This window comes from Vibrio aestuarianus (genome assembly GCF_012395185.1).
Lineage (GTDB): Bacteria > Pseudomonadota > Gammaproteobacteria > Enterobacterales > Vibrionaceae > Vibrio > Vibrio aestuarianus.
In genome coordinates this window covers 1-25,865 of the sequence record NZ_JAAZTU010000020.1, presented here as the reverse complement: position 1 = coordinate 25,865, position 25,865 = coordinate 1, and the positions used below count along the sequence as shown (strand labels likewise).

Here is a 25,865-nt window from a genome sequence, read left to right as displayed (position 1 = left end):
AATCCTATTTTAGGTACAGTTATGTCTACAGATACCATTGTCGCCCAAGCAACAGCCCCTGGCAGAGGTGGCGTGGGCATTATTCGCGTATCCGGCCCTCAAGCGGCCCAAGTGGCACTCGAAGTCACTGGTAAAACGCTAAAGCCTCGCTACGCTGAATATTTGCCGTTTAAACATCAAGATGGCAGCGAGCTTGACCAAGGCATCGCGCTCTATTTTCCTAACCCTCACTCTTTCACCGGCGAAGATGTCCTAGAGCTACAAGGACACGGTGGTCCTGTGGTGATGGATATGCTAATCAAACGCATTTTGGCTATTAGTGGCGTGCGTGCAGCTCGCCCTGGTGAATTCTCTGAGCGTGCCTTTTTAAACGATAAAATGGACCTTACTCAGGCAGAAGCAATTGCAGACTTGATCGATGCCAGCTCAGAAGAAGCGGCAAAGTCAGCTCTCCAATCGCTACAGGGCCAATTCTCAAAACGCATTCATACTTTGGTTGAATCTCTCATTCACCTTCGCATTTATGTTGAAGCAGCGATTGATTTTCCAGAAGAAGAGATCGATTTTCTTGCTGATGGCAAAGTCGCTGGTGATCTACAAACCATCATCGATAACCTAGCGGCTGTGCGTAAAGAAGCCAACCAAGGCGCGATTATGCGTGAAGGTATGAAAGTGGTTATTGCAGGTCGTCCTAATGCGGGTAAATCAAGTTTACTTAATGCCTTGTCAGGCAAAGACTCGGCAATCGTCACCGACATCGCAGGAACGACACGTGACGTACTGAGAGAGCATATCCATATCGATGGTATGCCACTGCACATTATCGATACCGCAGGCCTACGCGAAGCCTCAGACGAAGTCGAAAAAATCGGCATTGAACGCGCTTGGGATGAAATAACTCAAGCTGATCGCGTGCTATTTATGGTCGATGGTACAACCACAGATGCAACCGATCCGAAAGAGATTTGGCCTGATTTTGTTGATCGCCTACCAGACAACATCGGCATGACAGTGATCCGCAATAAAGTCGATCAAACCAAAGAAGAATTAGGTATTTGTCACGTGAACTCACCAACGCTTATCCGCTTGTCAGCGAAGACAGGTGGAGGTGTTGATGCACTGCGTACCCACTTAAAAGAGTGCATGGGCTTTGCAGGTGGCAATGAAGGCGGTTTTATGGCTCGTCGTCGACATCTCGATGCCTTAGAACGTGCCGCGGAACACCTCAGTATTGGTCAGCAACAACTTGAAGGTTATATGGCCGGTGAAATCCTAGCGGAAGAGTTGCGTTTATCACAACAGCATTTAAATGAAATTACCGGTGAATTTAGTTCAGATGACTTACTTGGCCGCATTTTTTCTTCGTTCTGTATCGGTAAATAATCACAAATAGAGCTTCATTCCCTATTCGATAGAAGGCAATCTTATGATCCATATAATTACAGGCAGTACATTAGGTGGTGCCGAATACGTGGGAGATCATCTTAACGATCTGCTACAAGAGCAAGGTTATACCACAACTATCCACAACCAACCCAAGCTGGATGCTATCCCTGCTCAAGACATATGGTTGATCGTCACATCTACTCACGGTGCGGGAGACTATCCCGATAATATCCAACCTTTTATTGCTGCTCTTCAAACAACACCACCTAATACCAGCGCATTGAAATACGCGGTAGTGGCCATTGGCGATTCAAGCTACGACACGTTCTGCGCCGCTGGTAAGCATGCATTTGAACTGCTGGAAGATATCGGAGCCACTCCGCTCACTGATTGCCTCACTATTGATACGTTAGAATATCCAGTTCCAGAAGACGCGGCTGAAGCGTGGTTGAAGCAGTATATCGAACGATTCTAATCTTAATCTCTGTTGAGAAAGCGGCTGACTAGCCGCTTTTTTTATATCTATACAGATGTGAATAACTTTAAGTAAAACACCTAAAATCATTTAGTACATAAATCAAGCAAACCAATGTGTATAACTATACTCTTATCCGGTGATCAACCTATAGTTATCCCAATAACAACTTATGCATTACACAGAGGGTGTGCATAAGTACCTATTTTGATCCCAGGTAATACCGAGTTAGATCATGTTAAGATCACAGTTTACGATCCTATTAAGATCCATGATCTTGTTGATCATTTATTAGTTATCCACAGAAAAGCATGATCCTAATAATAGATCTAATAAAAGATCTCTATATAGATCTTATATATTATTAACTTACCAAGCCTCTAATTAAAAAGTCAGAAAGCGATTTTCTAGCCAAAGGAAAGAAGGTAGAATACGCCTCCTTTGTCAGTCCATACCTTCATTGAATACCTGAGGTCGGTGCATGCTTTATCACGAAAAATTTGACGTCATTGTGGTCGGTGGTGGCCACGCAGGAACGGAAGCCGCTCTCGCAGCAGCTCGTACTGGTCAAAGTACGTTATTGCTTACTCACAACATAGATACGCTAGGTCAAATGTCTTGTAACCCAGCTATTGGTGGTATAGGTAAAGGGCATCTAGTCAAAGAAGTCGATGCCATGGGTGGCCTTATGGCTCAAGCGATTGATCATGCAGGTATTCAATTTAGAACACTAAACGCATCAAAAGGCCCAGCGGTTAGAGCTACCCGCGCACAAGCTGATCGCGCTCTGTACAAAGCGTATGTTCGTGATGTTCTTGAAAACACTCCCAACTTAACCTTGTTTCAGCAAGCCGTAGATGATCTTATCGTTGAGAATGATCATGTAGTGGGTGTCGTTACTCAAATGGGCCTCAAATTCCACGCTAAAGCCGTTGTATTGACCGTTGGGACTTTTCTTGGAGGAAAGATCCACATTGGGTTGGAAAACTTCTCAGGAGGCCGCGCAGGCGATCCTCCATCGATCGCGCTGGCTGATCGTCTACGAGAATTACCTTTCAGAGTTGATCGTTTAAAAACGGGGACTCCACCACGTATTGATGCACGCAGCGTTGACTTTTCTGTTTTAGAAGCTCAACACGGCGACAATCCAACACCAGTGTTTTCATTTATGGGCCAGCGTAGTCACCACCCGCGTCAGATCCCGTGTTACATCACACACACCAATGAAAAAACACATGATGTGATCCGTGCCAATTTAGATCGCAGCCCAATGTATGCTGGGGTTATTGAAGGTATAGGCCCTCGTTATTGCCCATCGATTGAAGATAAAGTGATGCGTTTTGCTGACAAAAATAGTCATCAGATCTTTATCGAACCGGAAGGTTTAACTACAACCGAATTATACCCAAACGGCATCTCCACCAGCTTACCGTTTGATGTACAAATACAGATTGTTCGTTCAATGAAAGGCTTTGAAAACGCGCACATTGTTCGTCCAGGCTACGCAATTGAGTACGATTTCTTTGACCCACGCGATCTCAAACAAACCTATGAAACTAAATTTATGAATGGGTTGTTTTTTGCTGGTCAAATTAATGGCACTACCGGCTATGAAGAAGCTGCAGCACAAGGCTTGATGGCCGGATTAAACGCAAGTTTATATAGCCAAGACAAAGAAGGTTGGAGCCCACGCCGTGATCAAGCCTACATGGGTGTGTTGATTGATGATCTTTCAACGATGGGTACCAAAGAACCTTACCGTATGTTTACTTCACGTGCGGAATATCGCTTGCTATTACGTGAAGACAACGCCGATTTACGTTTAACAGAACAAGCTCGAGAGTTTGGTTTGGTTGATGATGCTCGTTGGGCTCGTTTTAACCAAAAAATCGAAAATATGGAACTAGAGCGCCAACGCTTGAAAGAAACGTGGATGAATCCCAACTCAGTCGGTATCAACGAACTGAATGCACTTTTGAAAACGCCAATGTCGCGTGAAGCGAGTGGTGAGGATCTATTGCGCCGCCCTGAGATCACATACCAACAACTGACTTCTCTTGAAGCTTTTGCGCCAGCTCTTGAGGATCTTCAAGCGGCAGAGCAAGTTGAAATTCAGGTCAAATACGAAGGCTATATCCAACGGCAGCAAGATGAGATCAATAAATCTTTGCGTCATGAGCACACCAAATTGCCGCTAGATTTGGATTACAAGCAAGTCAAAGGGCTGTCGAATGAAGTCATTCTTAAACTGAATACCGCACAGCCTGAAACCGTTGGTATCGCTTCTCGAATTTCGGGTATTACGCCTGCTGCTATTTCTATCCTATTGGTTTATTTGAAGAAGCAAGGTGTTCTTAAAAAAGGAGATGATGCGGCATGAGTGAATTAAGAACGCGTCTGGATCAACTCGTTAGCCAAACCAATCTTGAAGTCAACGAACAACAACGCAACCAACTCGTTGGTTATGTTGAAATGTTGGATAAGTGGAACAAGGCTTACAATCTCACTTCTGTGCGTAACCCGATGGATATGCTTGTGAAACATATCCTAGATAGTATAGTGGTAAGTCCTCACTTACAGGGTGAGCGTTTTATTGATGTTGGCACTGGTCCTGGTTTACCGGGCATCCCTCTTGCAATCATGAACCCAGATAAAACATTTTTCTTACTCGATAGTTTGGGCAAACGCATTCGTTTTATTAAACAAGTTCTTCATGAGCTTGGTATTAAAAATGTGACAACAATCCAAAGTCGAGTAGAAGAGTTCCAGCCTGAAGTAAAATTTGATGGCGTACTTAGCCGTGCATTTGCTTCAATGCTGGACATGGTCGAATGGTGTCATCATTTGCCAAAAGAACAAACGGGCCTATTTTTAGCCCTGAAAGGACAACTGCCAGAAGAAGAAATAGCCACACTACCAGAGTGGTGTTCTGTGACCGATGTCAAAGCTTTGAAAGTTCCAGAGTTGGAAGGTGACCGTCATCTTGTAATCTTATCTCGCAAGGGATAACAGCGAGGCATATTTGTGGGCAAAATCGTAGCTATCGCCAACCAGAAAGGTGGCGTTGGAAAAACAACAACGTGTATCAATTTAGCGGCGTCTATGGCGGCGACTAAACGTAAAGTATTGGTGATTGATCTCGACCCACAAGGCAATGCAACAATGGCAAGTGGGGTTGATAAGTATCAAGTTGATGCGACAGCCTACGAGTTACTGGTTGAAGATACGCCCTTTGATGATGTCGTCTGTCGCAAGACAACAGGTCATTATGATTTGATCGCAGCCAATGGCGATGTGACTGCTGCTGAAATTAAGCTAATGGAAGTGTTTGCGCGTGAAGTTCGCTTGAAAAATGCGTTAGCACCAGTTCGTGATAACTATGATTTCATCTTTATCGATTGTCCTCCTTCCTTAAACCTTCTTACAATCAATGCCATGGCCGCAGCGGATTCTGTTTTAGTGCCTATGCAATGTGAGTATTTTGCATTAGAAGGTTTAACTGCGTTAATGGATACCATTAGTAAACTGGCTGCGGTGGTTAATGACAACCTCAAAATTGAAGGATTACTTCGTACTATGTACGATCCACGTAATCGCCTAGCTAATGAAGTCTCCGATCAACTGAAAAAGCACTTTGGTAATAAAGTCTACCGCACAGTTATTCCTCGTAATGTTCGTCTTGCTGAAGCGCCGAGTCATGGTAAACCAGCAATGTATTACGACAAGTATTCAGCTGGAGCTAAAGCCTATTTGGCACTAGCTGGTGAAATGCTTCGTCGAGAAGAAATACCTGCATAATCTCACTTAAAGGAATTCGTCCACATGTCTAAACGTGGTTTAGGAAAAGGATTGGACGCTCTGTTGGCGACCAGTTCTCTTGCCCGTGAAAAACAGCAAGCGGCTTCATACAGTCAAGCGCTATCTTCTGATGGTGAATTAATGGATATTGCCATCTCAAGTTTAAAACCTGGCATGTATCAACCGCGCAAAGATATGTCTCCGGATGCTTTAGAAGAACTGGCTGCATCCATTCAATCACAAGGCATCATTCAGCCGATTGTTGTGAGAAATTTAGCTGCAGGTGGTTATGAAATTATTGCCGGTGAACGCCGCTGGCGCGCTGCAAAACAAGCGGGTTTAAAGCAAGTTCCTTGCTTGATAAAAAATGTTGATGATCGCGCTGCTATTGCGATGGCACTGATCGAAAACATTCAGCGTGAAGATCTGAATGTTATTGAAGAAGCGCAAGCACTTGAGCGCTTACAAGAAGAGTTTAAACTGACCCATCAACAAGTTGCCGATGTGATAGGTAAATCACGAGCAACCGTAAGTAACCTACTAAGGCTGAACCAGCTTGATGATGGTGTAAAACGTTTAGTTGAGTCGAAGCAATTAGAAATGGGCCATGCCCGTGCTCTTCTTATGCTTGAAGGTGAACAACAAACGGAAGTTGCTGAGCGCGTCGCCGAAAAGCAATTGACGGTTAGACAAACAGAACAATTAGTGAAAAAGTGCTTAACACAGACATCTGATCAAGAATTGCCCGCGGAAGACGCAGATGCACAACAAATGTCACAAAAATTAAGTGAAATGTTGGGGGCTAAAGTTTCAATTGTTCGCTCTAAGGGCGGTAAAGCTAAAGTGACGATTAGTCTTGATGAGCCTCACAAATTAGAGCAACTAATTGCCAAGCTTGAAAGCTAAATGAGATAATTGATTTAAATCAATTATGATAAAAAACATTTTTTATTTGAAAGTTGTCGGTTTGTAAACAAAATTGTAACTTTTTGCTGTGTTTCAATTGCAATCAGTTAGAGTGACCGTATAATTTTCGCCAATTTCCACTGCCCTATGTTGTAGATGAGCTGTGGACATTACTAGAGGTACGAATACATGGTAGCTGCGTTAGCTAGACCAGGACGAGAGCTTGCTAAGCAATTGTTAATGATCCAGTTTGGCGCGGTTATGGTTGTGGCAGCAGGGATGGCGGTGGCTGTAAATGCTGAATGGGGGCTTTCTGCGCTGGTTGGTGGTGGCATTTTTGTCATTGCGAATGCGGTTTTTGCGCTGTGTGCTTTTATGTTTAGTGGAGCTCGTGCTGCAAAGCAGATTACGGCCTCTTTCTATACAGGTGAAGTACTCAAAATCCTTATCACAGTTGCACTGTTCTATGTTGCCTACATGTATATGCAGGTGGAACTTGTTCCCCTCAAACTAACCTATTTGCTGGCTCTAGGTATTAATATCTGTGCGCCAGTGCTATTCATTAACAACAAAAAATAGGATGAGTTATGGCTGCGCCAGGTGAAGCGCTAACATCGTCCGGATACATTGAGCACCACTTGACAAACCTGTCTCTTGCGAAGATTTCTGAGCATTACGATTTAGGTCTATCAATTAGTGAAACAAGTTTCTGGAACGTACATATCGATAGCCTGTTTTTTTCCTTGTTTACTGGCTTAATATTCTTATGGGTATTTCGTTCTGTATCAAAGAAAGCAACAGCGGGTGTACCAGGTAAGCTTCAGTGTTTTGTTGAAATGGTGGTGGAATTTGTCGATCAGAACGTCAAAGACACCTTTCATGGACGCAATCCACTTATAGCACCGCTGGCACTGACTATCTTTTGTTGGGTATTGTTGATGAACATCATGGATTTAATTCCAATTGATTTCTTACCGTATCCAGCAGAACATTGGCTTGGTATCCCTTATTTAAAAGTGGTTCCTTCTGCTGATGTGAATATCACCATGGCTATGGCTCTAGGCGTATTTGCGTTGATGATTTTCTACAGCATCAAAGTGAAAGGTCTAGGTGGTTTTGCGAAAGAATTGGCTTTACATCCATTCAATCACCCAATCATGATTCCGTTTAACCTACTAATTGAAGTCGTGTCGCTTTTAGCGAAACCTCTTTCTCTTGGGATGCGTTTATTCGGTAACATGTTCGCGGGTGAGGTTGTATTCATTCTTATCGCAGCGATGCTACCATGGTGGCTACAATGGATGGGTTCACTTCCGTGGGCTATTTTCCATATTCTGGTAATTCTGATTCAGGCTTTCGTGTTCATGATGTTGACTATCGTATATCTGTCAATGGCACACGAAGACAGTGATCATTAATTTTTTAAGCTTTTTATTTGGGCACATAAGCCAACAACTATAAATTGGAGATAGTAATGGAAACTTTACTGAGCTTTTCTGCAATCGCGGTAGGTATTATCGTCGGTCTTGCTTCTCTTGGTACAGCGATTGGTTTCGCAATTCTAGGTGGTAAATTCCTAGAAGGTGCAGCTCGTCAACCAGAAATGGCTCCTATGCTACAAGTTAAGATGTTCATCATCGCGGGTCTACTTGATGCGGTTCCAATGATCGGTATCGTAATCGCGCTTCTATTTACTTTTGCGAACCCATTTGTTGGTCAACTAGGTTAATCAACCGATCACACAAATTAATAATTTGTCGTTGATTAATACTTTTCGTTGGTGAACAAATAGAGGGGTAGCTGTTGTGAATATGAACGCAACTCTGCTAGGTCAAGCAATCGCGTTTGCACTTTTTGTGTGGTTCTGCATGAAATATGTATGGCCGCCAATTATGCAAGCGATCGAAGAACGTCAGAAAAAAATTGCTGACGGTCTATCAGCCGCTGAGCGTGCTGCTAAAAACTTGGATCTAGCACAAGCCAACGCTTCTGAACAAATGAAAGAAGCGAAGCGCACTGCAACTGAGGTCATCGAACAGGCCAATAAACGTAAAGCTCAAATTCTAGATGAAGCACGTGAGGAAGCTCAGGCGGAACGCCAGAAAATCCTAACTCAAGCTGAAGCTGAACTTGAATCTGAACGTAATCGTGCCCGCGATGAGCTGCGTAAACAAGTTGCAACTCTGGCTGTAGCTGGTGCTGAGAAAATCCTTGAGCGTTCAATCGATAAAGATGCGCACAAAGATATTCTCGACAACATTACTGCAAAACTTTAAGGATGGGGGCGCATATGTCTGATTTTATTACAATCGCACGCCCCTATGCTAAAGCAGCATTCGATTTTGCGGTGGAGAAAAAGCAGCTAAGCCAATGGGCTCAAATGCTTGCTTTTGCTGCCGAGGTCGCAAAGAACGATCAAATTAAAGAGTTATTAACTAGCTCTACCTCTGCTGAGAAATTAGCAGAAATTTTGAACGCAATTTGTGGCGATCAGTTTGATGTTCACGCCCAGAACCTGATTAAGGTGATGGCTGAGAACGGCCGATTAAAGGCCCTTCCTGATGTTTGTAACGAGTTTCTAGCCTTAAAACAGGAACATGAGAAAGAGATAGATGTTGATGTTATTTCAGCAACTGAACTTTCTGAGAAACAATGTGCAGATATCAGCAACAAACTTGAGCAGCGTCTTGAGCGCAAAGTTCAGCTGAATTGCAGTATAGATGAGACCCTACTTGGTGGGGTTATAATTCGAGCCGGAGACCTAGTCATCGATAACTCAGCTCGCGGTCGTTTAAACCGCCTGAGCGATGCATTGCAGTCTTGATGGGGATTGGAGCATGCAACTTAATTCCACGGAAATTAGCGATCTAATTAAACAACGTATCGAAGCTTTCGACGTTGTTAGTGAAGCTCGCAACGAAGGTACTATCGTATCGGTAAGCGATGGTATTCTTAGCATTCACGGCCTAGCGGACGTGATGCAAGGTGAAATGATTGAATTACCGGGTGGTCGTTACGCGCTAGCACTAAACTTGAACCGTGATTCGGTTGGTGCCGTTGTAATGGGCCCATATGCTGACCTTAAGGAAGGCATGAAAGTTACAGGTACTGGTCGTATTCTTGAAGTACCAGTTGGTCCTGAATTGCTTGGCCGTGTTGTTAACACGCTAGGTGAGCCTATTGATGGCAAAGGTCCAATTGAGGCGAAGTTGACTTCACCTGTAGAAGTAATTGCACCAGGCGTAATCGACCGTAAATCGGTAGATCAGCCTGTACAAACTGGTTATAAGTCAGTTGACTCGATGATCCCAATCGGTCGTGGTCAGCGTGAGCTTATCATCGGTGACCGTCAAACTGGTAAAACAGCAATGGCGATCGATGCAATTATTAACCAGAAAAACTCTGGTATTTTCTCTATCTACGTAGCGATCGGTCAAAAAGCATCGACTATTGCTAACGTGGTTCGCAAACTTGAAGAACATGGCGCGCTAGCTAACACTATCGTTGTTGTTGCTTCTGCGGCAGAATCTGCGGCGCTGCAATATCTAGCACCATACTCAGGTTGTGCAATGGGTGAATACTTCCGTGATCGCGGTGAAGATGCACTGATTGTTTATGATGATCTATCTAAACAAGCGGTTGCGTACCGTCAGATCTCGCTACTACTAAAACGCCCACCTGGTCGTGAAGCGTTCCCTGGTGATGTTTTCTATCTTCACTCTCGTCTTCTAGAACGTGCAGCTCGCGTAAGCGAACACTACGTTGATGAATTTACGAAAGGTGAAGTGAAAGGTAAGACTGGTTCTTTAACTGCTCTTCCAATCATTGAAACTCAAGCGGGTGACGTATCTGCATTCGTACCGACTAACGTAATCTCGATTACCGATGGTCAGATCTTCCTACAAACTGAATTGTTCAACGCTGGTGTTCGTCCTGCTGTTGACCCTGGTATCTCAGTTTCTCGTGTAGGTGGTGCAGCGCAATCGAAAATCATCAAGAAGCTATCTGGCGGTATTCGTACTGCACTAGCACAATATCGTGAACTAGCGGCATTCGCACAGTTCTCGTCTGATCTTGATGAAGCAACTAAGCGTCAGCTAAACCATGGTCAAAAAGTAACAGAACTAATGAAGCAGAAGCAGTACGCTCCAATGTCTGTATTTGATCAAGCTGTGGTTGTTTTTGCTGTCGAGCGCGGCTACTTAAACGATGTTGAACTTAGTAAAGTTCTAGATTTTGAAGCGGCTCTACTATCGTATGCTCGCGGTCAATATGCTGATTTAGCAGCTGAGATCGACAAGACGGGTGCTTATAACGATGAAATTGAAGCTCAGTTGAAGAAACTGATGGACGATTTCAAAGCAACTCAAACTTGGTAATAGGTCGGTGGCAGTCTCTGCCACCAACTAATGGAGAGTAACGATGGCCGGCGCAAAAGAGATACGTAGTAAAATCGGCAGTGTTAAAAGCACTCAGAAGATTACGAAAGCGATGGAGATGGTAGCGACATCGAAGATGCGACGTTCGCAAGATTCTATGGAAGCTACTCGTCCTTACGCTGAGACAATTCGTAAAGTGATCGGTCATATGGCTAGCGCGAATCTAGAGTATCGTCATCCGTACCTAGAAGAGCGTGAAGCTAAGCGTGTTGGTTACATCATCGTTTCTACAGACCGTGGCCTATGTGGTGGTTTGAATATTAACTTATTCAAAAATGCGGTTGTAGAAATGCAAGGCTGGAAAGAGAAAGGTGCAGAAATTGAGCTAGCTGTTATCGGCTCAAAAGCGACTGCATTTTTTAATAACTCAGGAGCCAAGGTGGCAGCCCAAGTTTCAGGATTAGGTGATTATCCTAGTCTGGAAGACTTGATTGGTGCTGTCGGCGTGATGTTGAAAAAATATGACAATGGTGAGTTAGACCGCTTATACGTGGTGTTTAACCATTTTGTTAATACCATGGTTCAACAACCAACGATTGATCAATTATTGCCTTTGCCTAAATCAGACGACAAAGATATGCAGGAACGTAAGCATTCTTGGGACTATATCTACGAACCAGAACCTAAGCCTTTATTAGACGCACTATTGCTGCGCTATATCGAGTCTCAGGTTTACCAAGGTGTAGTAGAGAACCTTGCATGTGAACAAGCTGCTCGAATGGTTGCGATGAAGGCTGCTACAGATAACGCTAGTAACTTGATTGATGATCTTGAACTTGTGTACAACAAAGCCCGTCAGGCGGCGATTACACAAGAACTATCGGAAATCGTTTCAGGCGCAGCAGCGGTTTAAGCTTAGGTAAAACAAACAGTTTAGAGGATTAACGATGGCTACAGGTAAGATCGTACAGATCATCGGGGCAGTAGTCGACGTAGAGTTCCCACAGGGCGAAGTACCAAGTGTATATGACGCTCTAAACGTTACGGACTCAAAAGAGCGTCTCGTTCTTGAAGTTCAACAACAGCTAGGCGGTGGCGTAGTTCGTTGTATCGTAATGGGTAGCTCTGATGGTTTACGTCGTGGAGTAACAGTTGAAAACTCTGGTGCTCCAATCTCAGTACCAGTAGGTACTAAGACCCTAGGTCGTATCATGAACGTTCTTGGTGACGCGATTGATGAGCGTGGCGAGATCGGTGCTGAAGAGTTGTACTCAATTCACCGTCCAGCGCCTAGCTACGAAGAGCAAGCAAACGAAACTGCTCTTCTAGAAACGGGTGTAAAAGTTATCGACTTGATTTGTCCATTCGCTAAGGGTGGTAAAATCGGTCTATTCGGTGGTGCAGGTGTAGGTAAGACCGTTAACATGATGGAACTTATCAACAACATCGCACTGAAACACTCAGGCCTATCCGTATTTGCGGGTGTAGGTGAGCGTACTCGTGAAGGTAACGATTTCTACTTTGAGATGCAGGAAGCGGGTGTTGTAAACATCGAAAATCCTGAAGAATCAAAAGTAGCAATGGTTTACGGTCAGATGAACGAGCCACCAGGTAACCGTCTACGTGTTGCACTGACTGGTCTTACAATGGCAGAACGCTTCCGTGACGAAGGTCGTGATGTACTTCTGTTTATTGATAACATCTACCGTTATACCTTGGCGGGAACCGAAGTTTCTGCACTGCTAGGTCGTATGCCTTCTGCGGTAGGTTACCAACCTACACTAGCTGAAGAAATGGGTGTGCTTCAGGAGCGTATCACGTCAACTAAGCAAGGTTCTATCACGTCTGTACAGGCGGTATACGTACCAGCGGATGACTTGACTGACCCGTCTCCAGCAACAACATTTGCGCACTTGGATGCAACGGTTGTACTTAACCGTAACATCGCTGCTATGGGTCTATACCCTGCGATCGACCCGCTAGATTCAACATCTCGCCAGCTTGATCCATTGGTTGTCGGTCAAGAGCACTACGATATTGCTCGTGGTGTTCAGCAGACGCTTCAGCGTTATAAAGAGCTGAAAGATATCATTGCGATCCTTGGTATGGACGAGCTGTCTGAAGGTGATAAGCAAGTTGTATCTCGTGCACGTAAGATTGAACGTTTCCTAACTCAGCCTTACCACGTAGCAGAAGTATTTACAGGTGACCCAGGTGTTTACGTATCTCTTAAAGAGACTTTACGTGGATTCAAAGGTCTTCTATCTGGTGAATACGATGACGTTCCTGAGCAAGCATTTATGTACTGCGGTACTATCGATGATGCTCTTGAGAATGCTAAGAAGCTATAAGGCTAACTAGGAGGCGATATGGCAGCAATAACCTTTCACCTAGACGTTGTAAGTGCTGAGAAGAAACTCTTCTCTGGCCAAGTTGAAACGTTTCAGGTGACCGGTAGCGAAGGTGAACTGGGTATTTTCCATGGTCACACACCGCTGCTGACCGCTATAAAGCCTGGTATGGTGCGTATCGTTAAACTACACGGCCACGAAGAAATTATTTATGTTTCTGGTGGTATTGTCGAAATTCAACCTGGTACAGCGACTGTACTGGCTGATACGGCAATCCGTGGTGAAGAGCTAGACGCAGCTAAGGCAGAAGAAGCCAAACGCAAAGCTGAAGAGAATATTTTGAATCAGCATGGCGACATGGACTTCGCGCAAGCGGCCAGTGAACTGGCTAAAGCCATTGCTCAGTTACGAGTTATCGAGCTGACAAAAAAACGTCGTTAATTTGTTTTAGAATTAAGACGTGATGAAAAAGGCGACCAATTGGTCGCCTTTTTGCTTATTATTTAACAGAAAAGTGCCCAGATAAATTAACTAACAGAGTAATTACCGTTAAAATGCGGCTTAACTTTTTTAACGTCAATAGGTCGTCAATGAAATTTAGCGCAGTGATCCTAGCAGCAGGTAAAGGTACACGAATGTATTCTAATATGCCTAAAGTGCTGCATACACTGGCAGGCAAGCCAATGGTTAAACACGTGATTGACACGTGTACTGGTTTGGGTGCTCAGAATATTCATTTGGTTTATGGTCACGGTGGTGATCAAATGCAGCAAGTGTTGGCTGAAGAGTCGGTGAACTGGGTTCTACAAGCTGAACAATTGGGTACCGGTCACGCTGTTGATCAAGCATCTGATCATTTTCAGGATGATGAGAAGATCCTCGTGCTTTACGGTGATGTTCCATTGATCTCTGAAGAAACGATAGAAAGCTTACTTGATGCACAACCTAATGACGGTATTGCTTTATTAACGGTCGTTTTAGATAACCCGATGGGTTATGGACGTATTGTTCGTAAACATGGCCCAGTGGTGGCGATTGTTGAGCAAAAAGATGCCACTGATGAACAAAAACTGATCAAAGAAATCAATACCGGTGTGTTAGTCGCAACAGGTCGTGATTTAAAACGCTGGCTATCTGGCTTAAGCAATGAAAATGCGCAAGGTGAGTATTACCTTACAGATGTTATTGCAGCAGCACATAACGAAGGGCGTGCGGTTGAAGCGGTTCATCCAGCCAGTTCGATTGAAGTTGAGGGGGTTAATGATCGCGCCCAACTAGCACGTTTAGAGCGAGCTTACCAAGCCACTCAAGCGAAGAAACTGCTAGAGCAAGGGGTAATGCTACGCGACCCGTCTCGTTTTGATCTACGCGGTGAATTACAGTGTGGTATGGATGTCGAAATTGACACTAATGTCATTATTGAAGGTAACGTTACACTAGGCGATAACGTCATTATCGGTACGGGATGTGTACTTAAAGATTGTGAGATCGATGATAATACGATCATCCGTCCATACAGTGTCATTGAAGGTGCAACGGTAGCAGAAAATTGTACTGTAGGTCCTTTTACTCGTTTACGCCCTGGTGCTGAACTGCGTAATGACGCACACGTCGGTAACTTTGTCGAAGTGAAGAATGCTCGTTTAGGTGAAGGCTCAAAAGCAAATCACTTAACGTATTTAGGTGATGCGGAAGTAGGGCAACGTGTCAACATTGGTGCAGGTGTGATTACCTGTAACTACGATGGTGCCAATAAATTCAAAACCACGATTGGTGATGACGTATTTGTTGGCTCAGACTGCCAACTTATCGCGCCTGTAACGATTGCCGATGGTGCGACGATTGGTGCTGGAACAACCCTGACAAATAATGTTGCTGAAAGTGAGTTAGTGATTACTCGCGCCAAAGAACGCAAAATTTCAGGTTGGAAGCGCCCAACTAAGAAGTAATGATCAAAACGCTGGCTCTTATATTGAGCTAGCGTTTTCCCACCGCCATCTTTCTTTCTAACCATCTCACGCCTTGCGAAACCAAAAGGATCAGCACTAAGTATTCAAATACTAAAAAGGTGTAGATCTCTAATGGAAGGTATTCTGTCACAACCAATTCATTGGCTCGCCTTGTTAAGTCACTTAGCCCAATCACGCTCACCAGTGACGACATCTTCAAAATATAAACAAATTGATTCCCTAGTGGCGGTAATATTTGCCGTAAAGCTTGCGGTAATATAATCCAACGCATTTTTTGCCAGTAGTTAAGTCCAAGCGCATTTGCCGCCTCATGTTGTCCAGTGGGGATCGCCTGTATACCTCCTCGAAACACCTCGGCCATAAAAGCACTTTCTGCAATGGTTAATGCAATGACACCAGCCCAAAAGTGATTGAGCGATAGGTCAAATAAAGAAGGCAAACCGTAATAGACCCACAGTAATAAAACCAGTACTGGGATCGCACGGATAATTTCAACGTAAGTTCGGTTGAATAAGCGCAGAGATTGGCGTTCAGATAGCGCAGGTAGTGCGACAACTAACCCTAATAACATAGCGAGCAGCATGCTGATGAGGGAGATGCTAATGGTATCGCCAAACCCAGCCACGAGAAATGAGAGGTTTTGCTGGCCTTGTTGACTGGTGGGATCGAGAACATACCAGCCCCATTGATAGTCAGTACATCCGGTCAGCGCCAAAATAGTCATCATGAGTAAGCCACGTAACATCACACTACACCTTGAATAAACTAAAAAAATCCATTTGTTGCTGCTATGTTAGCAATGATGTTCTAACAAATGTGAATTATTTTAAGGAAATCATAATGAAGAAGATGCTTCTCGCATTAGGACTGTGCGTATTATCTGTGAGTCAGGTGATGGCCCAAAGCCGTTTACATGAAATATTAGATAGTGGCGTGCTACGAGTTGGTACGACAGGTGATTGGAACCCAATGACCATGAAAGATCCAGCGACCAACGGTTACCGTGGTTTTGATATTGATGTTACCACTGAGCTGGCTAAAGATTTGGGTGTGAAAGTGGAGTATGTCGCAACGGACTGGAAAACCTTAGTCAATGGTATTACAGCCAATAAGTACGATATAACAGGCAGTGCCTCACTCAATATGTCACGCGCAAAAGTGGCTGGTTACAGTCAACCTTATTTTTATTTGGCCTTTGTACCTGTTGTGCAAAAGAAAGATCTCGCTCGATACCGTAATTGGAGTGATTTTGATAAAGCAGAAATTAAAGTAGCAGCCACACTTGGTACAGTGCAGGAAAAAATGGTTAAAGAATTTTTTCCTTCTGCGCAGCATATTGTGATTGAAGCACCCGCCCGCGACTATCAAGAACTGCTTGCTCGTAGAGCTGATGTCTCTGTGACTTCCAATGTAGAAGCGGCAACGCTGGTGGATAAATTTAATCAGCTTGCTATCGTACCAGTAAAAGAAGCTCGTAAACCAACACCAATCTCAATGCTATTACCGCAAGACGACCAAGTGTGGATCAATTATGTTAATCACTGGGTTGAGCTAAAGAAAACGCAAGGTTTCTTCAAGCAAACGGCAGAAAAGTGGGGATTGAAAAGTATTTAATCATGCTTAAATGATAGAAGCCGCTCATAACGAACGGCTTCTTTTTTATTACTCTTTCTCAGAAACAACCCGCGCATTATCTGGTGTGGTGAAGTGTTCTGATAATTCTCTATTCGAGACAATATAACCTATCCATAATCCACCCATACAAATCATAATCGCAATACCGGTTACCATTTGTGCTTGGCTTGCTAATGCTGCAACTAGTGCACTGGCTAAACTACTGACGCAGATTTGTAGGCTATTTTGTAAACCAGCTGCCGTTGCTGGGCTCTGCTTAGCACTGGATAAAGCACGGTTAACCACAATCGGATAAAGCGCACCGTTCGCGACTGCAATCAAACAGAAAGGCGCTAGAATTGGCCAAATTGAGGTCAATTGCCATTGTGAAGCGATGAAAACCAATAAGGTTGCGACGCTAAATAGACCAATTAACTGTTTCAGAACTTTTTCATCGCCGAACTTATTCACACCAACTTTACCTAAATAGCCACCGACCATGAAAGCAATCGTTTGAGGAATAAAACTTAAACCGATGTCTTTGGCGGCATAACCTAAGCGAGCCATAATTTCTGGCATACCGGTTAAATAAGCAAAGAAGGCTGCCGAAGCGCAAGCAAACATCATCACATTACCTAAGTAAGTCTTAGTGCTTAGTAATGTTTTAATATCTTGTTTAATCGAAGTTTGTTTTGGCGGTGAAATCTCATTCTTTTGGCTAAAGGTACACACTACAAGCGCTGCGCCCATTAACGTCAATGCGACAAAAATACTGTGCCAACCAAAGTTATCCGCCAATAACACCCCTAGCTGAGGAGCCAGTGCGGGAGACAACGCCACTAATGGCATAATGGTCGCAAACACCTGTTGGCTCGTTTTGGCTGGGTAGCGTTGAATGACCATGGCTTGCCAGATAACGGCAGGTGCACAAACCCCTAAAGCCTGTACAAAGCGAAGCGCCAATAATTGCCAAACTTGTTCACTAAACGCCAAACCAAATGATGCTACAGTAAATAGCGCTAAGCCTGCTGCTAATGTATTACGGTGGCCATATTTGTCTGAAGCTAAGCCCCACACCAGTTGCCCTAGTGCCATTCCTACTAGAAATACCGTCAATGATAGAGCGATTTGTTCCGGTCCTGTAGCAAAGTCGATTTCCATCGCTTTAAAAGCGGGAAGGTACATGTCTGTGGCAATGAAGCCGAGCATGGAGAGTGCGGCTAAGTACAGCAACTGTAATTTTGATGCTTTCATTATTATAACCATTCAAAAAAATTAATGAGTATTGAGTTAGTTTTTATGGTTGCTAACCCTGATTTACCTACCCCAATATTCTATTTTTCGATTAAGATTAAATGAAACGCTAAATTTGTTAGTTATCAATCAAAAAATTTGAAGGCTTATGTTTTCTAAATCCTCATTAGAAATGCTCGATACCGTTGCCCGGTTAGGAAGTTTTACTGCCGCTGCAGAGGTTTTGCATAAAGTGCCATCAGCGATCAGTTATGGTGTGCGTCAAGTTGAACAAGATTTGGATGTGTTGCTGTTTCGCCGTTTACCTAGAAAGGTTGAACTTACGCCAGCCGGTGAGCTTTTTATGCTGGAAGCTCGTCAGCTATTAAGGCAGATGGAAGAGGTTCGCGCCCAGACTAAACGTGCGGCGCACGGTTGGCAAAAGACACTCAAGTTGACACTGGATAACGTGGTTAAACTCGATAAGATGAAACCGCTGGTGGAAGATTTTTATCGCACATTTGAGTTTGCTGAGCTGCAAATTAATATGGAAGTGTTTAATGGTTCTTGGGAGGCGATAGCACAAGATCGGGCGGATATTGTGATTGGTGCAACCTCGGCTATTCCTGTCGGTGGTGATTTTGAAGTGCGAGATATGGGGCTATTGGATTGGGCATTTGTTATGTCGCCTAGCCACCCTTGTGTTCGAGAGCAAAACCTAACCGAAGCTTTCGTCAGCCAGTATCCTGCTATTTGTTTGGATGATACGTCAAGCGTGTTGCCTAAGCGGCATACTGGTCATTATCCACAGCAAAGACGTTTACTATTGCCTAATTGGTACAGTGCCATTGAATGTTTGAAAAATGGGGTAGGTATCGGTTATATGCCAAGGCACATAGCGCAACCTTTAATTGCTGATGGGTTGCTTGTTGAGAAAATATTGCCAGATGATAAGCCACTCAGTCAATGTTGCTTGGTATGGCGTAAAGACGATAATCATAAGTTGATTGAGTGGATGGTTAATTATTTAGGTAGCAGCCAACAACTTCACCAAGATTGGTTAAAAGCATTCTAAAAAAATGCCAGCCTGAAGGGCTGGCATGCTAGCAATTATATTGAATTATGGGCGTTCAAAGATGGTCGCAATACCTTGGCCCAAACCAATGCACATGGTCGCTAAGCCATATTTTGCGTTTTTCGCTTCCATTAGGTTGATAAGCGTTGTTGAGATGCGAGTGCCAGAACAACCTAGAGGGTGACCCAATGCAATTGCCCCACCGTTCAGGTTTACTTTTTCATCCACAACATCAAGTAGCCCTAAATCTTTAGCACAAGGTAAAGATTGAGCAGCGAACGCTTCGTTGAGCTCAATTACGTCCATATCCTGCATAGTCAAGCCAGCACGTTGTAGTGCTTTTTTGGTCGCAGGAACTGGGCCATAACCCATAATAGAAGGATCACAACCAGCAACAGCCATTGACTTAACGCGAGCGCGGATCTTTAAGCCAAGCGCGTTTGCTTTCTCTTCGCTCATGATCAGCATGGCAGAGGCACCATCTGATAGTGCTGATGAGGTACCTGCAGTCACGGTGCCATTGACTGGGTCAAAAACAGGACGTAGTTGTGATAGTCCTTCTACCGTAGTTTCAGGGCGGATTACTTCATCAACATCCAAAGTGAAAAGCGTGCCATCTTCAGCATGAGCTTCCATAGGCAGAATTTCATTTTTGAAGCGACCTTCAATGGTTGCTGCGTAAGCGCGTTGGTGTGAACGAGCGGCAAACGCATCTTGCTGTTCACGGCTAATGCCATGCAGTTTACCGAGCATTTCTGCGGTTAGCCCCATCATACCTGCTGCTTTAGCAACGGTTTTTGACATTCCAGGGTGAAAATCAACGCCATGGGTCATCGGTACATGGCCCATGTGCTCAACACCACCCACTAGGCATATTTCGGCATCACCAACCATGATAGCGCGTGTTGCATCGTGCAAAGCCTGCATAGAAGAGCCACATAAGCGGTTGACCGTCACTGCGCCAATCTCAATTGGTAAGCCAGCTAGTAACGCAGCGTTACGCGCTACGTTAAAGCCTTGCTCTAACGTTTGCTGTACACAGCCCCAGTAGATATCTTCGATTTCTAGCGGGTTCACTTGTGGGTTACGGGCTAAAATACCTTTCATTAAATGAGCAGATAAATCTTCGGCACGAGTGTGACGAAATGCCCCGCCTTTTGAACGGCCCATTGGGGTGCGCAGGCAATCAACAATTACGACATTTTTGTTATGTGAAGTCATTTGGGCATCTCTCCTTAGATAGAACTTGCTTGCTGAGCACCGTAGAAGGTCTCACCTTTTTCTGCCATATCAATCAGCAGTTGAGGTACTTGATACATCGCGCCCAATGTTTGGTATTGGCTCGCCATCGCAACATAGTTTTGTAGCCCTATACTATCGAGATAGCGGAAGACGCCACCTCTAAATGGAGGGAAACCTAGACCGTATACTAATGCCATATCTGCTTCTTGTGCTGAGGCTATGATTTTTTCCTCTAAGCACAGAGCGACTTCATTGATCATTGGAATCATCATGCGTTCGATGATGGTTTGATCTTCAAAGGCTCGTTTGTCACCGCATTCTGCATTGAGTACAGTAAGTACCTCTTCAGAGAAGGTTTTCTTCGGCTTACCTTTCTTATCTAATGTATATTGATAGAAACCACTACCATTTTTCTGGCCATATTTATTGGCATCAAATAGCGCATCAATTGCATCGCGCCCCTGTTTACCCATACGTTCAGGGAAACCTTGAGCCATTACTGCTTGCGCGTGGTGGGCTGTATCAATACCAACCACATCGAGCAGATAAGCCGGCCCCATTGGCCATCCAAACTTACGTTCCATCACTTTATCTATTTGCGTGAAATCTGCGCCATCACGTAGTAATAAACTAAATCCGCCGAAATAAGGGAAAAGTACGCGGTTTACGAAGAACCCTGGGCAGTCATTAACTACGATAGGTGATTTACCCATTTTTGCTGCGTAAGCGACAACGCGGTTGATGGTTTCATCAGATGTATGTTCACCGCGAATAATTTCTACCAATGGCATCCGATGGACAGGGTTGAAGAAATGCATGCCGCAGAAATTTTCTGGACGCTTGAGTGATTTCGCTAATAGGTTAATAGGGATGGTAGAGGTGTTAGACGTAATAACGGTTTCTTGATTGACGTTTTCTTCCACTTCACTCAATACAGCCGCTTTGATTTTTGGATTTTCAACCACGGCTTCGACGATCACATCCGCTTGTTCAATACCTGCGTAATGAAGGCTTGGGGTGATAGACGCCAATACGCCCGCCATTTTGAACCCATCAATTTTACCGCGTTGCAACTGTTTGTTGAGTAGCTTCGAAGCTTCAGTCATGCCTAAGTTGAGTGATGATTGTGCGATGTCTTTCATCAAAACAGGCACACCTTTCACTGCTGATTGGTAGGCAATACCGCCACCCATAATTCCGGCGCCAAGTACGGCTGCTCTTTCTGTATCTTTATTGGCTGATTTGGCTGCTTTTTTTGCCAGTGCCTTGATGTACTGGTCATTGAGAAATAAACCGACTAACGATTTAGCTTCTTCTGATTTAGCCAGTTTAGCAAAGTGTTTACGCTCAATAGCCAATGCTTCATCGCGAGCGCAGCGAGCTGCTTCTTCAATGGCAATTACGGCTGTCATTGGTGCTGGGTAATGAGGCCCTGCATGTTGAGCAACTAAACCTTTCGCCATTGTGAAGCTCATCATCGCTTCTAATTTGCTGAGTGCGAGCGCTGAAGTTTTTTGCTGACGGCGAGCTTGCCAATCGATTTTTTCATTGATGGCCGATGTTATGGTTTTTATGGCTGATTCAAGCAGTTTGTCGCTGTCGACAATGGCATCAAGCAGACCAATTTTTAGGGCTTCTTCTGCTCGACATGCTTTACCTTGAGTAATGACTTCCATGGCACTATCAGCACCAATCAGGCGCGGCAAGCGTACACAACCGCCAAACCCAGGCATGATACCGAGTTTAGTTTCAGGTAAGCCAATGCTAGTGGTTACATCACCAATGCGAAAATCGGTAGCGAGTACACACTCACAACCACCGCCAAGAGCGTGGCCTTTCAAAGCAGCAAGTGTCGGAACGGGTAAATCCTCTAGCTTGCTGAAAATACCGTTGGCAAATTGCAGCCATTGATCGAGCTCTTCGGTTGGTTTGGCGAAGAGACCTAAAAATTCAGTGATATCGGCACCGACGATAAACGACTCTTTATCCGAAGTTAGGATCAGACCTTTGAGGCCTTGGTGCTTTTTAAGTGCGTCGAGTGCATGGTCGAGTGATTCAAGAGTGGCCAGGTCAAGTTTATTGACTGATTCTGGAGAGCAGAAACTTAACTCAGCGATACCGTCTTGTAATTCCTTTACCTGTAGGGTGTTGGCTTGGTAAATCATTGTCTATCTCCGTGACATACAATCTTCTGATTGTGTGTGAGAGTTTTTGTTGTATTAATTATTCTGGTTAGACCAGTAAGAGTAGTTTGAACTGTCGATTGTTTAATTTCAATACATTTTTTAAACAACTGTTTAACATTGTGCGCTAATGCAGATCATCGCTGATTTTTTTATTGCACGTGTTACACTGCCGCTATTCTTCGTTTTAACTGCCTAACATGAACGTTCAGCCATACTTAATTCCAGCGTTGCCCGTACAATTTGAAGAAGAAATAAAGAAAAGTATCTTTATCACTTATCTTGCGCATACCCCGAATGTGGAAGCCGCAAAGTCTTTCGTGGAACAGATAAAAGCAAAGCATAGTGACGCAAGGCATAATTGCTGGGGTTTTGTCGCAGGACGACCGGAAGATTCTATGCAATGGGGCTTTAGTGATGATGGTGAGCCTTCTGGAACTGCTGGTAAACCGATTTTGGCGCAATTAGCAGGTTCCGGTGTCGGTGAATTGACCGCAGTGGTGACTCGTTATTCTGGTGGCATTCGCTTAGGAACGGGCGGATTAGTGAAAGCGTACGGTGGTGGTGTGCAGCAAGCGCTTAAGCTGCTTCAAACAATTGAGAAAAAAATCACCACAAAGTTGCGCCTAACGCTAGACTACGGTTTTCTGCCTATTGCTCAGTCGATCATGGCTCAGCATGAAGCGATAGAATTTGAGGCTAATTACACGGAGCAAGTTGAATTCATTATTGAGATCGAATTGCGTCAAGTGGATGCTTTTACTCAAGCTATGATTAATAAAAGTGGTGCGAAGGCAATGGTCGCCGCATTCGAAGATAACTAGGAAGTCAGAAGCTCAGCTTCATATAAATAAGCAATGCAATTTCGATCTATTATCCGCATCGTCGGGCTTCTGCTCGCATTATTTAGCGTATCCATGCTTGCCCCTGCACTGGTGGCCTTACTGTACCGAGATGGAGCAGGGGTGCCTTTTGTCACGACATTCTTTGTTTTACTAATGTGTGGTGGTTGTTTCTGGTTCCCTAATCGTCGTTATCGTCATGAATTAAAAGCAAGGGATGGTTTTCTGATTGTTGTGCTCTTTTGGACGGTAATTGGTAGTGCTGGCTCGTTGCCTTTTTGGTTAGCCAATAATCCTGAGGTTTCTGTTACTGACGCATTTTTTGAGTCCTTCTCTGCGTTAACTACTACAGGGGCGACGGTTATTGTTGGATTAGACGAATTACCGAAAGCAATTTTATTTTACCGCCAGTTTCTGCAATGGTTTGGTGGTATGGGGATTATTGTACTTGCCGTGGCAATTCTTCCTGTGCTCGGAATTGGTGGTATGCAGCTATATCGTGCAGAAATTCCTGGTCCAGTAAAAGATACCAAGGTAACCCCGCGTATAGCAGAAACCGCAAAAGCTTTATGGTATATCTACCTTAGTTTGACGATCGCTTGCGCGGCTGCATTCTGGTTTGCTGGCATGACACTGTTTGACGCAATTTGTCATAGCTTCTCAACCATTGCTATTGGTGGATTTTCAACACACGATGCGAGTATCGGTTATTTTGATAGTTATGCTATTAACCTCATTACGGTTGTGTTCTTATTGATTTCTGCCTGTAATTTCACACTGCATTACGCTGCATTTTCAACTGGTGGCGTTCACCCCAAATATTACGTAAAAGATCCTGAGTTCCGTGCTTTTGCTGTAATCCAAATAATCCTATTCGCTATTTGTTTTTTGATGTTACTCGAACATCACTCTTACGACTCATTCTATGATGCGTTTGATCAAGCTCTATTTCAAACGGTATCAATATCAACAACAGCTGGTTTCACCACCACAGGTTTTTCGGATTGGCCACTATTTTTGCCTGTATTACTTTTATTCTCCTCTTTTATTGGTGGCTGTGCCGGTTCTACAGGCGGTGGTATGAAGGTTATCCGTATTTTATTACTAACACTGCAAGGTGCGCGGGAGATGAAGCGGCTAATACACCCAAGAGCGGTATACACCATAAAAGTGGGTGGAACGGCGCTTTCACAGCGAGTGGTCGATGCGGTATGGGGATTTTTCTCTGCTTATGCGCTTGTATTTGTTGTCTGTATGTTGGCATTAATCGCCACTGGGATGGATGAGCTCAGTGCATTTTCGGCCGTAGCTGCAACATTGAACAATTTAGGCCCAGGACTTGGTGAGGTATCAGTACATTTTGCAGATGTAAATGACAAGGCAAAGTGGGTGCTGATTGTCTCGATGTTGTTTGGGCGCTTAGAAATTTTCACACTATTAATACTGCTTACTCCAACATTTTGGCGTAGTTAAGGATGTAACGTGCAAAAAGCTTTATTTCTCTATTCTTCTCGTGAAGGGCAAACTCTGAAAATTATTAACTACATAAGAGATGAGTTGCCTGAATTGGATTGTGAAGTGGTCGATTTACATCAAGCTGAACATATTGATTTATTAGCTTATGATCGCATTCTTATTGGTGCTTCTATACGTTATGGTCATCTAAACAAGAAGCTCTACCAATTTATTGAACAGCACAAAGCTGAGTTGCAAACAGCTAAGTCAGCATTCTTCTGCGTCAACCTGACGGCCAGAAAAGAAGACCAAGGCAAAGATACGCCACAAGGTAGTGTCTATATTAAAACCTTTCTTAATAAATCGCCTTGGCAACCCACATTGATTGGAGTATTTGCGGGGGCTCTTTATTACCCACGTTACCGTTTCTTCGATAAAATTATGATTCGTTTCATTATGTCACTCACTGGCGGAGAAACGGACACATCAAAAGAAGTGGAGTACACAAACTGGAAAAAAGTGTCCATATTTAGCCAAAAGTTTAAAAACCTGTAAATGAAAAGCATATATTCAAGGTGTTTTGACTGTTTTTTAATCCAACAGATAAAAAACCAAATAAAATTGCAAAAAGGGGTTGCCAATGTGATGGCGATCTCTATAATGCCGCCTCACTGACACGGCACAGCCAGTAAGGGTTCAAGCCCCACTAGCCAGTCAATCAGTAGGTCAAATCGGTAAGACGAAATAATTTAAAAAAGTGTTTGACACAAAAAATTATCTCGCTAGAATGGCCGCCTCTTCCAAGGAAGCCACGGCAACCAAACGAAGGACGCTCTTTAACAATATAAACCTATCAATCTGTGTGGGCACTCGTTGATGATAATCGAAAAAGATTTATCAATGAACTGAGTGACCAATCAGAATCAAGTTTACTTGATTTTGGCACAGTCAATTCA

At 44.0% G+C, this 25,865-nt stretch carries 25 protein-coding genes; 21 read left to right on the top strand and 4 right to left on the bottom strand.

Translation table 11 applies throughout. From position 1 onward, the window contains the following. The first annotated feature begins 21 nt into the window (after positions 1-21). The 16 genes from mnmE to glmU all read left to right on the top strand — a co-directional run bounded on the left by mnmE (position 22) and on the right by glmU (position 15,244). On the top strand, positions 22-1,383 hold the full coding sequence (mnmE, locus tag HGG78_RS10965) for a tRNA uridine-5-carboxymethylaminomethyl(34) synthesis GTPase MnmE (RefSeq protein ID WP_053308868.1): 1,362 nt from the start codon (positions 22-24) through the stop codon (positions 1,381-1,383). 43 nt (positions 1,384-1,426) lie between these two features. Beyond that, positions 1,427-1,861 carry an FMN-binding protein MioC gene (gene mioC, locus HGG78_RS10960; RefSeq protein ID WP_171979815.1) on the top strand — a complete coding sequence of 145 codons (435 nt, stop codon included), beginning with the start codon at positions 1,427-1,429 and terminating at the stop codon, positions 1,859-1,861. 481 nt (positions 1,862-2,342) lie between these two features. Continuing rightward, complete coding sequence (gene mnmG / locus HGG78_RS10955; protein ID WP_171979814.1) at positions 2,343-4,241, top strand: tRNA uridine-5-carboxymethylaminomethyl(34) synthesis enzyme MnmG; 1,899 nt, start codon at positions 2,343-2,345, stop codon at positions 4,239-4,241. After that, positions 4,238-4,870, top strand: a complete 633-nt coding sequence (rsmG, locus tag HGG78_RS10950; protein WP_171979813.1) for a 16S rRNA (guanine(527)-N(7))-methyltransferase RsmG — start codon at positions 4,238-4,240, stop codon at positions 4,868-4,870. Before mnmG ends, rsmG begins: the two co-directional genes overlap by 4 nt. A gap of 15 nt (positions 4,871-4,885) precedes the next feature. Beyond that, positions 4,886-5,659, top strand: coding sequence for a ParA family protein (locus tag HGG78_RS10945; RefSeq protein WP_053308864.1), 774 nt, complete (start codon positions 4,886-4,888; stop codon positions 5,657-5,659). A 24-nt stretch (positions 5,660-5,683) separates the two neighbouring features. Continuing rightward, complete coding sequence (locus HGG78_RS10940; RefSeq protein WP_171979812.1) at positions 5,684-6,565, top strand: ParB/RepB/Spo0J family partition protein; 882 nt, start codon at positions 5,684-5,686, stop codon at positions 6,563-6,565. A 189-nt stretch (positions 6,566-6,754) separates the two neighbouring features. Next, complete coding sequence (locus tag HGG78_RS10935; RefSeq protein ID WP_172532901.1) at positions 6,755-7,144, top strand: F0F1 ATP synthase subunit I; 390 nt, start codon at positions 6,755-6,757, stop codon at positions 7,142-7,144. Positions 7,145-7,152: 8 nt separating this feature from the next. Then, positions 7,153-7,983, top strand: coding sequence for a F0F1 ATP synthase subunit A (atpB, locus tag HGG78_RS10930; RefSeq protein ID WP_053308861.1), 831 nt, complete (start codon positions 7,153-7,155; stop codon positions 7,981-7,983). Between the two features lie 56 nt (positions 7,984-8,039). Continuing rightward, the gene (atpE, locus tag HGG78_RS10925; RefSeq protein WP_053308860.1) at positions 8,040-8,294 is read left to right on the top strand and encodes a F0F1 ATP synthase subunit C; all 255 of its coding nucleotides are present in this window, start codon (positions 8,040-8,042) and stop codon (positions 8,292-8,294) included. A gap of 76 nt (positions 8,295-8,370) precedes the next feature. After that, complete coding sequence (atpF, locus tag HGG78_RS10920) at positions 8,371-8,841, top strand: F0F1 ATP synthase subunit B (RefSeq protein WP_053308859.1); 471 nt, start codon at positions 8,371-8,373, stop codon at positions 8,839-8,841. 14 nt (positions 8,842-8,855) lie between these two features. Next, complete coding sequence (gene atpH, locus HGG78_RS10915) at positions 8,856-9,389, top strand: F0F1 ATP synthase subunit delta (protein WP_053308858.1); 534 nt, start codon at positions 8,856-8,858, stop codon at positions 9,387-9,389. Positions 9,390-9,402: 13 nt separating this feature from the next. Further along, positions 9,403-10,944: a F0F1 ATP synthase subunit alpha gene (atpA, locus tag HGG78_RS10910; protein WP_053308857.1), complete on the top strand. Its 1,542-nt coding sequence runs from the start codon at positions 9,403-9,405 to the stop codon at positions 10,942-10,944. Positions 10,945-10,987: 43 nt separating this feature from the next. Then, positions 10,988-11,857 carry a F0F1 ATP synthase subunit gamma gene (atpG, locus tag HGG78_RS10905; RefSeq protein WP_053308856.1) on the top strand — a complete coding sequence of 290 codons (870 nt, stop codon included), beginning with the start codon at positions 10,988-10,990 and terminating at the stop codon, positions 11,855-11,857. A gap of 34 nt (positions 11,858-11,891) precedes the next feature. Then, positions 11,892-13,295, top strand: a complete 1,404-nt coding sequence (atpD, locus tag HGG78_RS10900; RefSeq protein WP_053308855.1) for a F0F1 ATP synthase subunit beta — start codon at positions 11,892-11,894, stop codon at positions 13,293-13,295. Positions 13,296-13,313: 18 nt separating this feature from the next. Then, a complete protein-coding gene (locus HGG78_RS10895) occupies positions 13,314-13,736 on the top strand; it encodes a F0F1 ATP synthase subunit epsilon (RefSeq protein ID WP_053308854.1) in 423 nt (140 codons plus the stop codon). A gap of 149 nt (positions 13,737-13,885) precedes the next feature. Then, positions 13,886-15,244 carry a bifunctional UDP-N-acetylglucosamine diphosphorylase/glucosamine-1-phosphate N-acetyltransferase GlmU gene (gene glmU / locus HGG78_RS10890; protein WP_172532900.1) on the top strand — a complete coding sequence of 453 codons (1,359 nt, stop codon included), beginning with the start codon at positions 13,886-13,888 and terminating at the stop codon, positions 15,242-15,244. Between the two features lie 28 nt (positions 15,245-15,272). On the opposite strand, the gene HGG78_RS10885 is transcribed toward glmU, so the two are convergent. Then, a complete protein-coding gene (locus HGG78_RS10885; protein ID WP_216835554.1) occupies positions 15,273-16,010 on the bottom strand; it encodes an amino acid ABC transporter permease in 738 nt (245 codons plus the stop codon). Positions 16,011-16,105: 95 nt separating this feature from the next. On the opposite strand from HGG78_RS10885, the gene HGG78_RS10880 reads away from it, so the two are divergent. After that, a complete protein-coding gene (locus tag HGG78_RS10880) occupies positions 16,106-16,879 on the top strand; it encodes a transporter substrate-binding domain-containing protein (RefSeq protein ID WP_172532898.1) in 774 nt (257 codons plus the stop codon). Between the two features lie 48 nt (positions 16,880-16,927). Here the strand turns inward: HGG78_RS10880 and punC are convergent, their stop codons facing one another. Then, positions 16,928-18,133 (bottom strand): purine nucleoside transporter PunC, encoded by a 1,206-nt coding sequence (punC, locus tag HGG78_RS10875; RefSeq protein WP_172532897.1) that lies wholly within the window; start codon positions 18,131-18,133, stop codon positions 16,928-16,930. A gap of 148 nt (positions 18,134-18,281) precedes the next feature. On the opposite strand from punC, the gene punR reads away from it, so the two are divergent. After that, the gene (gene punR / locus HGG78_RS10870; RefSeq protein ID WP_172532896.1) at positions 18,282-19,187 is read left to right on the top strand and encodes a DNA-binding transcriptional activator PunR; all 906 of its coding nucleotides are present in this window, start codon (positions 18,282-18,284) and stop codon (positions 19,185-19,187) included. 45 nt (positions 19,188-19,232) lie between these two features. Here punR and fadA read toward each other — a convergent pair whose 3' ends face one another. Both fadA and fadB read right to left on the bottom strand, forming a co-directional pair. Continuing rightward, the gene (fadA, locus tag HGG78_RS10865) at positions 19,233-20,408 is read right to left on the bottom strand and encodes an acetyl-CoA C-acyltransferase FadA (protein ID WP_172532895.1); all 1,176 of its coding nucleotides are present in this window, start codon (positions 20,406-20,408) and stop codon (positions 19,233-19,235) included. Between the two features lie 14 nt (positions 20,409-20,422). Next, on the bottom strand, positions 20,423-22,594 hold the full coding sequence (fadB, locus tag HGG78_RS10860) for a fatty acid oxidation complex subunit alpha FadB (RefSeq protein WP_172532894.1): 2,172 nt from the start codon (positions 22,592-22,594) through the stop codon (positions 20,423-20,425). A 218-nt stretch (positions 22,595-22,812) separates the two neighbouring features. On the opposite strand from fadB, the gene HGG78_RS10855 reads away from it, so the two are divergent. Genes HGG78_RS10855 through hemG form a run of 3 tightly spaced genes read left to right on the top strand, consistent with a single transcriptional unit; the run spans position 22,813 to position 25,464 of the window. After that, the gene (locus HGG78_RS10855) at positions 22,813-23,436 is read left to right on the top strand and encodes a YigZ family protein (RefSeq protein ID WP_172532893.1); all 624 of its coding nucleotides are present in this window, start codon (positions 22,813-22,815) and stop codon (positions 23,434-23,436) included. Positions 23,437-23,469: 33 nt separating this feature from the next. Continuing rightward, positions 23,470-24,927 (top strand): TrkH family potassium uptake protein, encoded by a 1,458-nt coding sequence (locus HGG78_RS10850; protein ID WP_172532892.1) that lies wholly within the window; start codon positions 23,470-23,472, stop codon positions 24,925-24,927. Between the two features lie 9 nt (positions 24,928-24,936). Beyond that, positions 24,937-25,464: a menaquinone-dependent protoporphyrinogen IX dehydrogenase gene (gene hemG / locus HGG78_RS10845; protein ID WP_053308844.1), complete on the top strand. Its 528-nt coding sequence runs from the start codon at positions 24,937-24,939 to the stop codon at positions 25,462-25,464. The last annotated feature ends 401 nt before the right edge of the window (positions 25,465-25,865 follow it).

What these genes read in the sequence shown, in the direction of transcription:
- fadB (WP_172532894.1), bottom strand. Translation starts at nt 22,594, where the DNA reads ATGATTTACCAAGCCAACACCCTACAGGTAAAGGAATTACAAGACGGT.
- punC (WP_172532897.1), bottom strand. Translation starts at nt 18,133, where the DNA reads ATGAAAGCATCAAAATTACAGTTGCTGTACTTAGCCGCACTCTCCATG.
- punR (WP_172532896.1), top strand. Translation starts at nt 18,282, where the DNA reads ATGTTTTCTAAATCCTCATTAGAAATGCTCGATACCGTTGCCCGGTTA.
- HGG78_RS10850 (WP_172532892.1), top strand. Translation starts at nt 23,470, where the DNA reads ATGCAATTTCGATCTATTATCCGCATCGTCGGGCTTCTGCTCGCATTA.
- HGG78_RS10885 (WP_216835554.1), bottom strand. Translation starts at nt 16,010, where the DNA reads ATGTTACGTGGCTTACTCATGATGACTATTTTGGCGCTGACCGGATGT.
- HGG78_RS10880 (WP_172532898.1), top strand. Translation starts at nt 16,106, where the DNA reads ATGAAGAAGATGCTTCTCGCATTAGGACTGTGCGTATTATCTGTGAGT.
- atpD (WP_053308855.1), top strand. Translation starts at nt 11,892, where the DNA reads ATGGCTACAGGTAAGATCGTACAGATCATCGGGGCAGTAGTCGACGTA.
- HGG78_RS10855 (WP_172532893.1), top strand. Translation starts at nt 22,813, where the DNA reads ATGAACGTTCAGCCATACTTAATTCCAGCGTTGCCCGTACAATTTGAA.
- HGG78_RS10935 (WP_172532901.1), top strand. Translation starts at nt 6,755, where the DNA reads ATGGTAGCTGCGTTAGCTAGACCAGGACGAGAGCTTGCTAAGCAATTG.
- atpG (WP_053308856.1), top strand. Translation starts at nt 10,988, where the DNA reads ATGGCCGGCGCAAAAGAGATACGTAGTAAAATCGGCAGTGTTAAAAGC.
- atpB (WP_053308861.1), top strand. Translation starts at nt 7,153, where the DNA reads ATGGCTGCGCCAGGTGAAGCGCTAACATCGTCCGGATACATTGAGCAC.
- fadA (WP_172532895.1), bottom strand. Translation starts at nt 20,408, where the DNA reads ATGACTTCACATAACAAAAATGTCGTAATTGTTGATTGCCTGCGCACC.
- glmU (WP_172532900.1), top strand. Translation starts at nt 13,886, where the DNA reads ATGAAATTTAGCGCAGTGATCCTAGCAGCAGGTAAAGGTACACGAATG.
- atpA (WP_053308857.1), top strand. Translation starts at nt 9,403, where the DNA reads ATGCAACTTAATTCCACGGAAATTAGCGATCTAATTAAACAACGTATC.
- mnmG (WP_171979814.1), top strand. Translation starts at nt 2,343, where the DNA reads ATGCTTTATCACGAAAAATTTGACGTCATTGTGGTCGGTGGTGGCCAC.
- atpH (WP_053308858.1), top strand. Translation starts at nt 8,856, where the DNA reads ATGTCTGATTTTATTACAATCGCACGCCCCTATGCTAAAGCAGCATTC.
- HGG78_RS10895 (WP_053308854.1), top strand. Translation starts at nt 13,314, where the DNA reads ATGGCAGCAATAACCTTTCACCTAGACGTTGTAAGTGCTGAGAAGAAA.
- rsmG (WP_171979813.1), top strand. Translation starts at nt 4,238, where the DNA reads ATGAGTGAATTAAGAACGCGTCTGGATCAACTCGTTAGCCAAACCAAT.
- HGG78_RS10940 (WP_171979812.1), top strand. Translation starts at nt 5,684, where the DNA reads ATGTCTAAACGTGGTTTAGGAAAAGGATTGGACGCTCTGTTGGCGACC.
- mnmE (WP_053308868.1), top strand. Translation starts at nt 22, where the DNA reads ATGTCTACAGATACCATTGTCGCCCAAGCAACAGCCCCTGGCAGAGGT.
- mioC (WP_171979815.1), top strand. Translation starts at nt 1,427, where the DNA reads ATGATCCATATAATTACAGGCAGTACATTAGGTGGTGCCGAATACGTG.
- atpE (WP_053308860.1), top strand. Translation starts at nt 8,040, where the DNA reads ATGGAAACTTTACTGAGCTTTTCTGCAATCGCGGTAGGTATTATCGTC.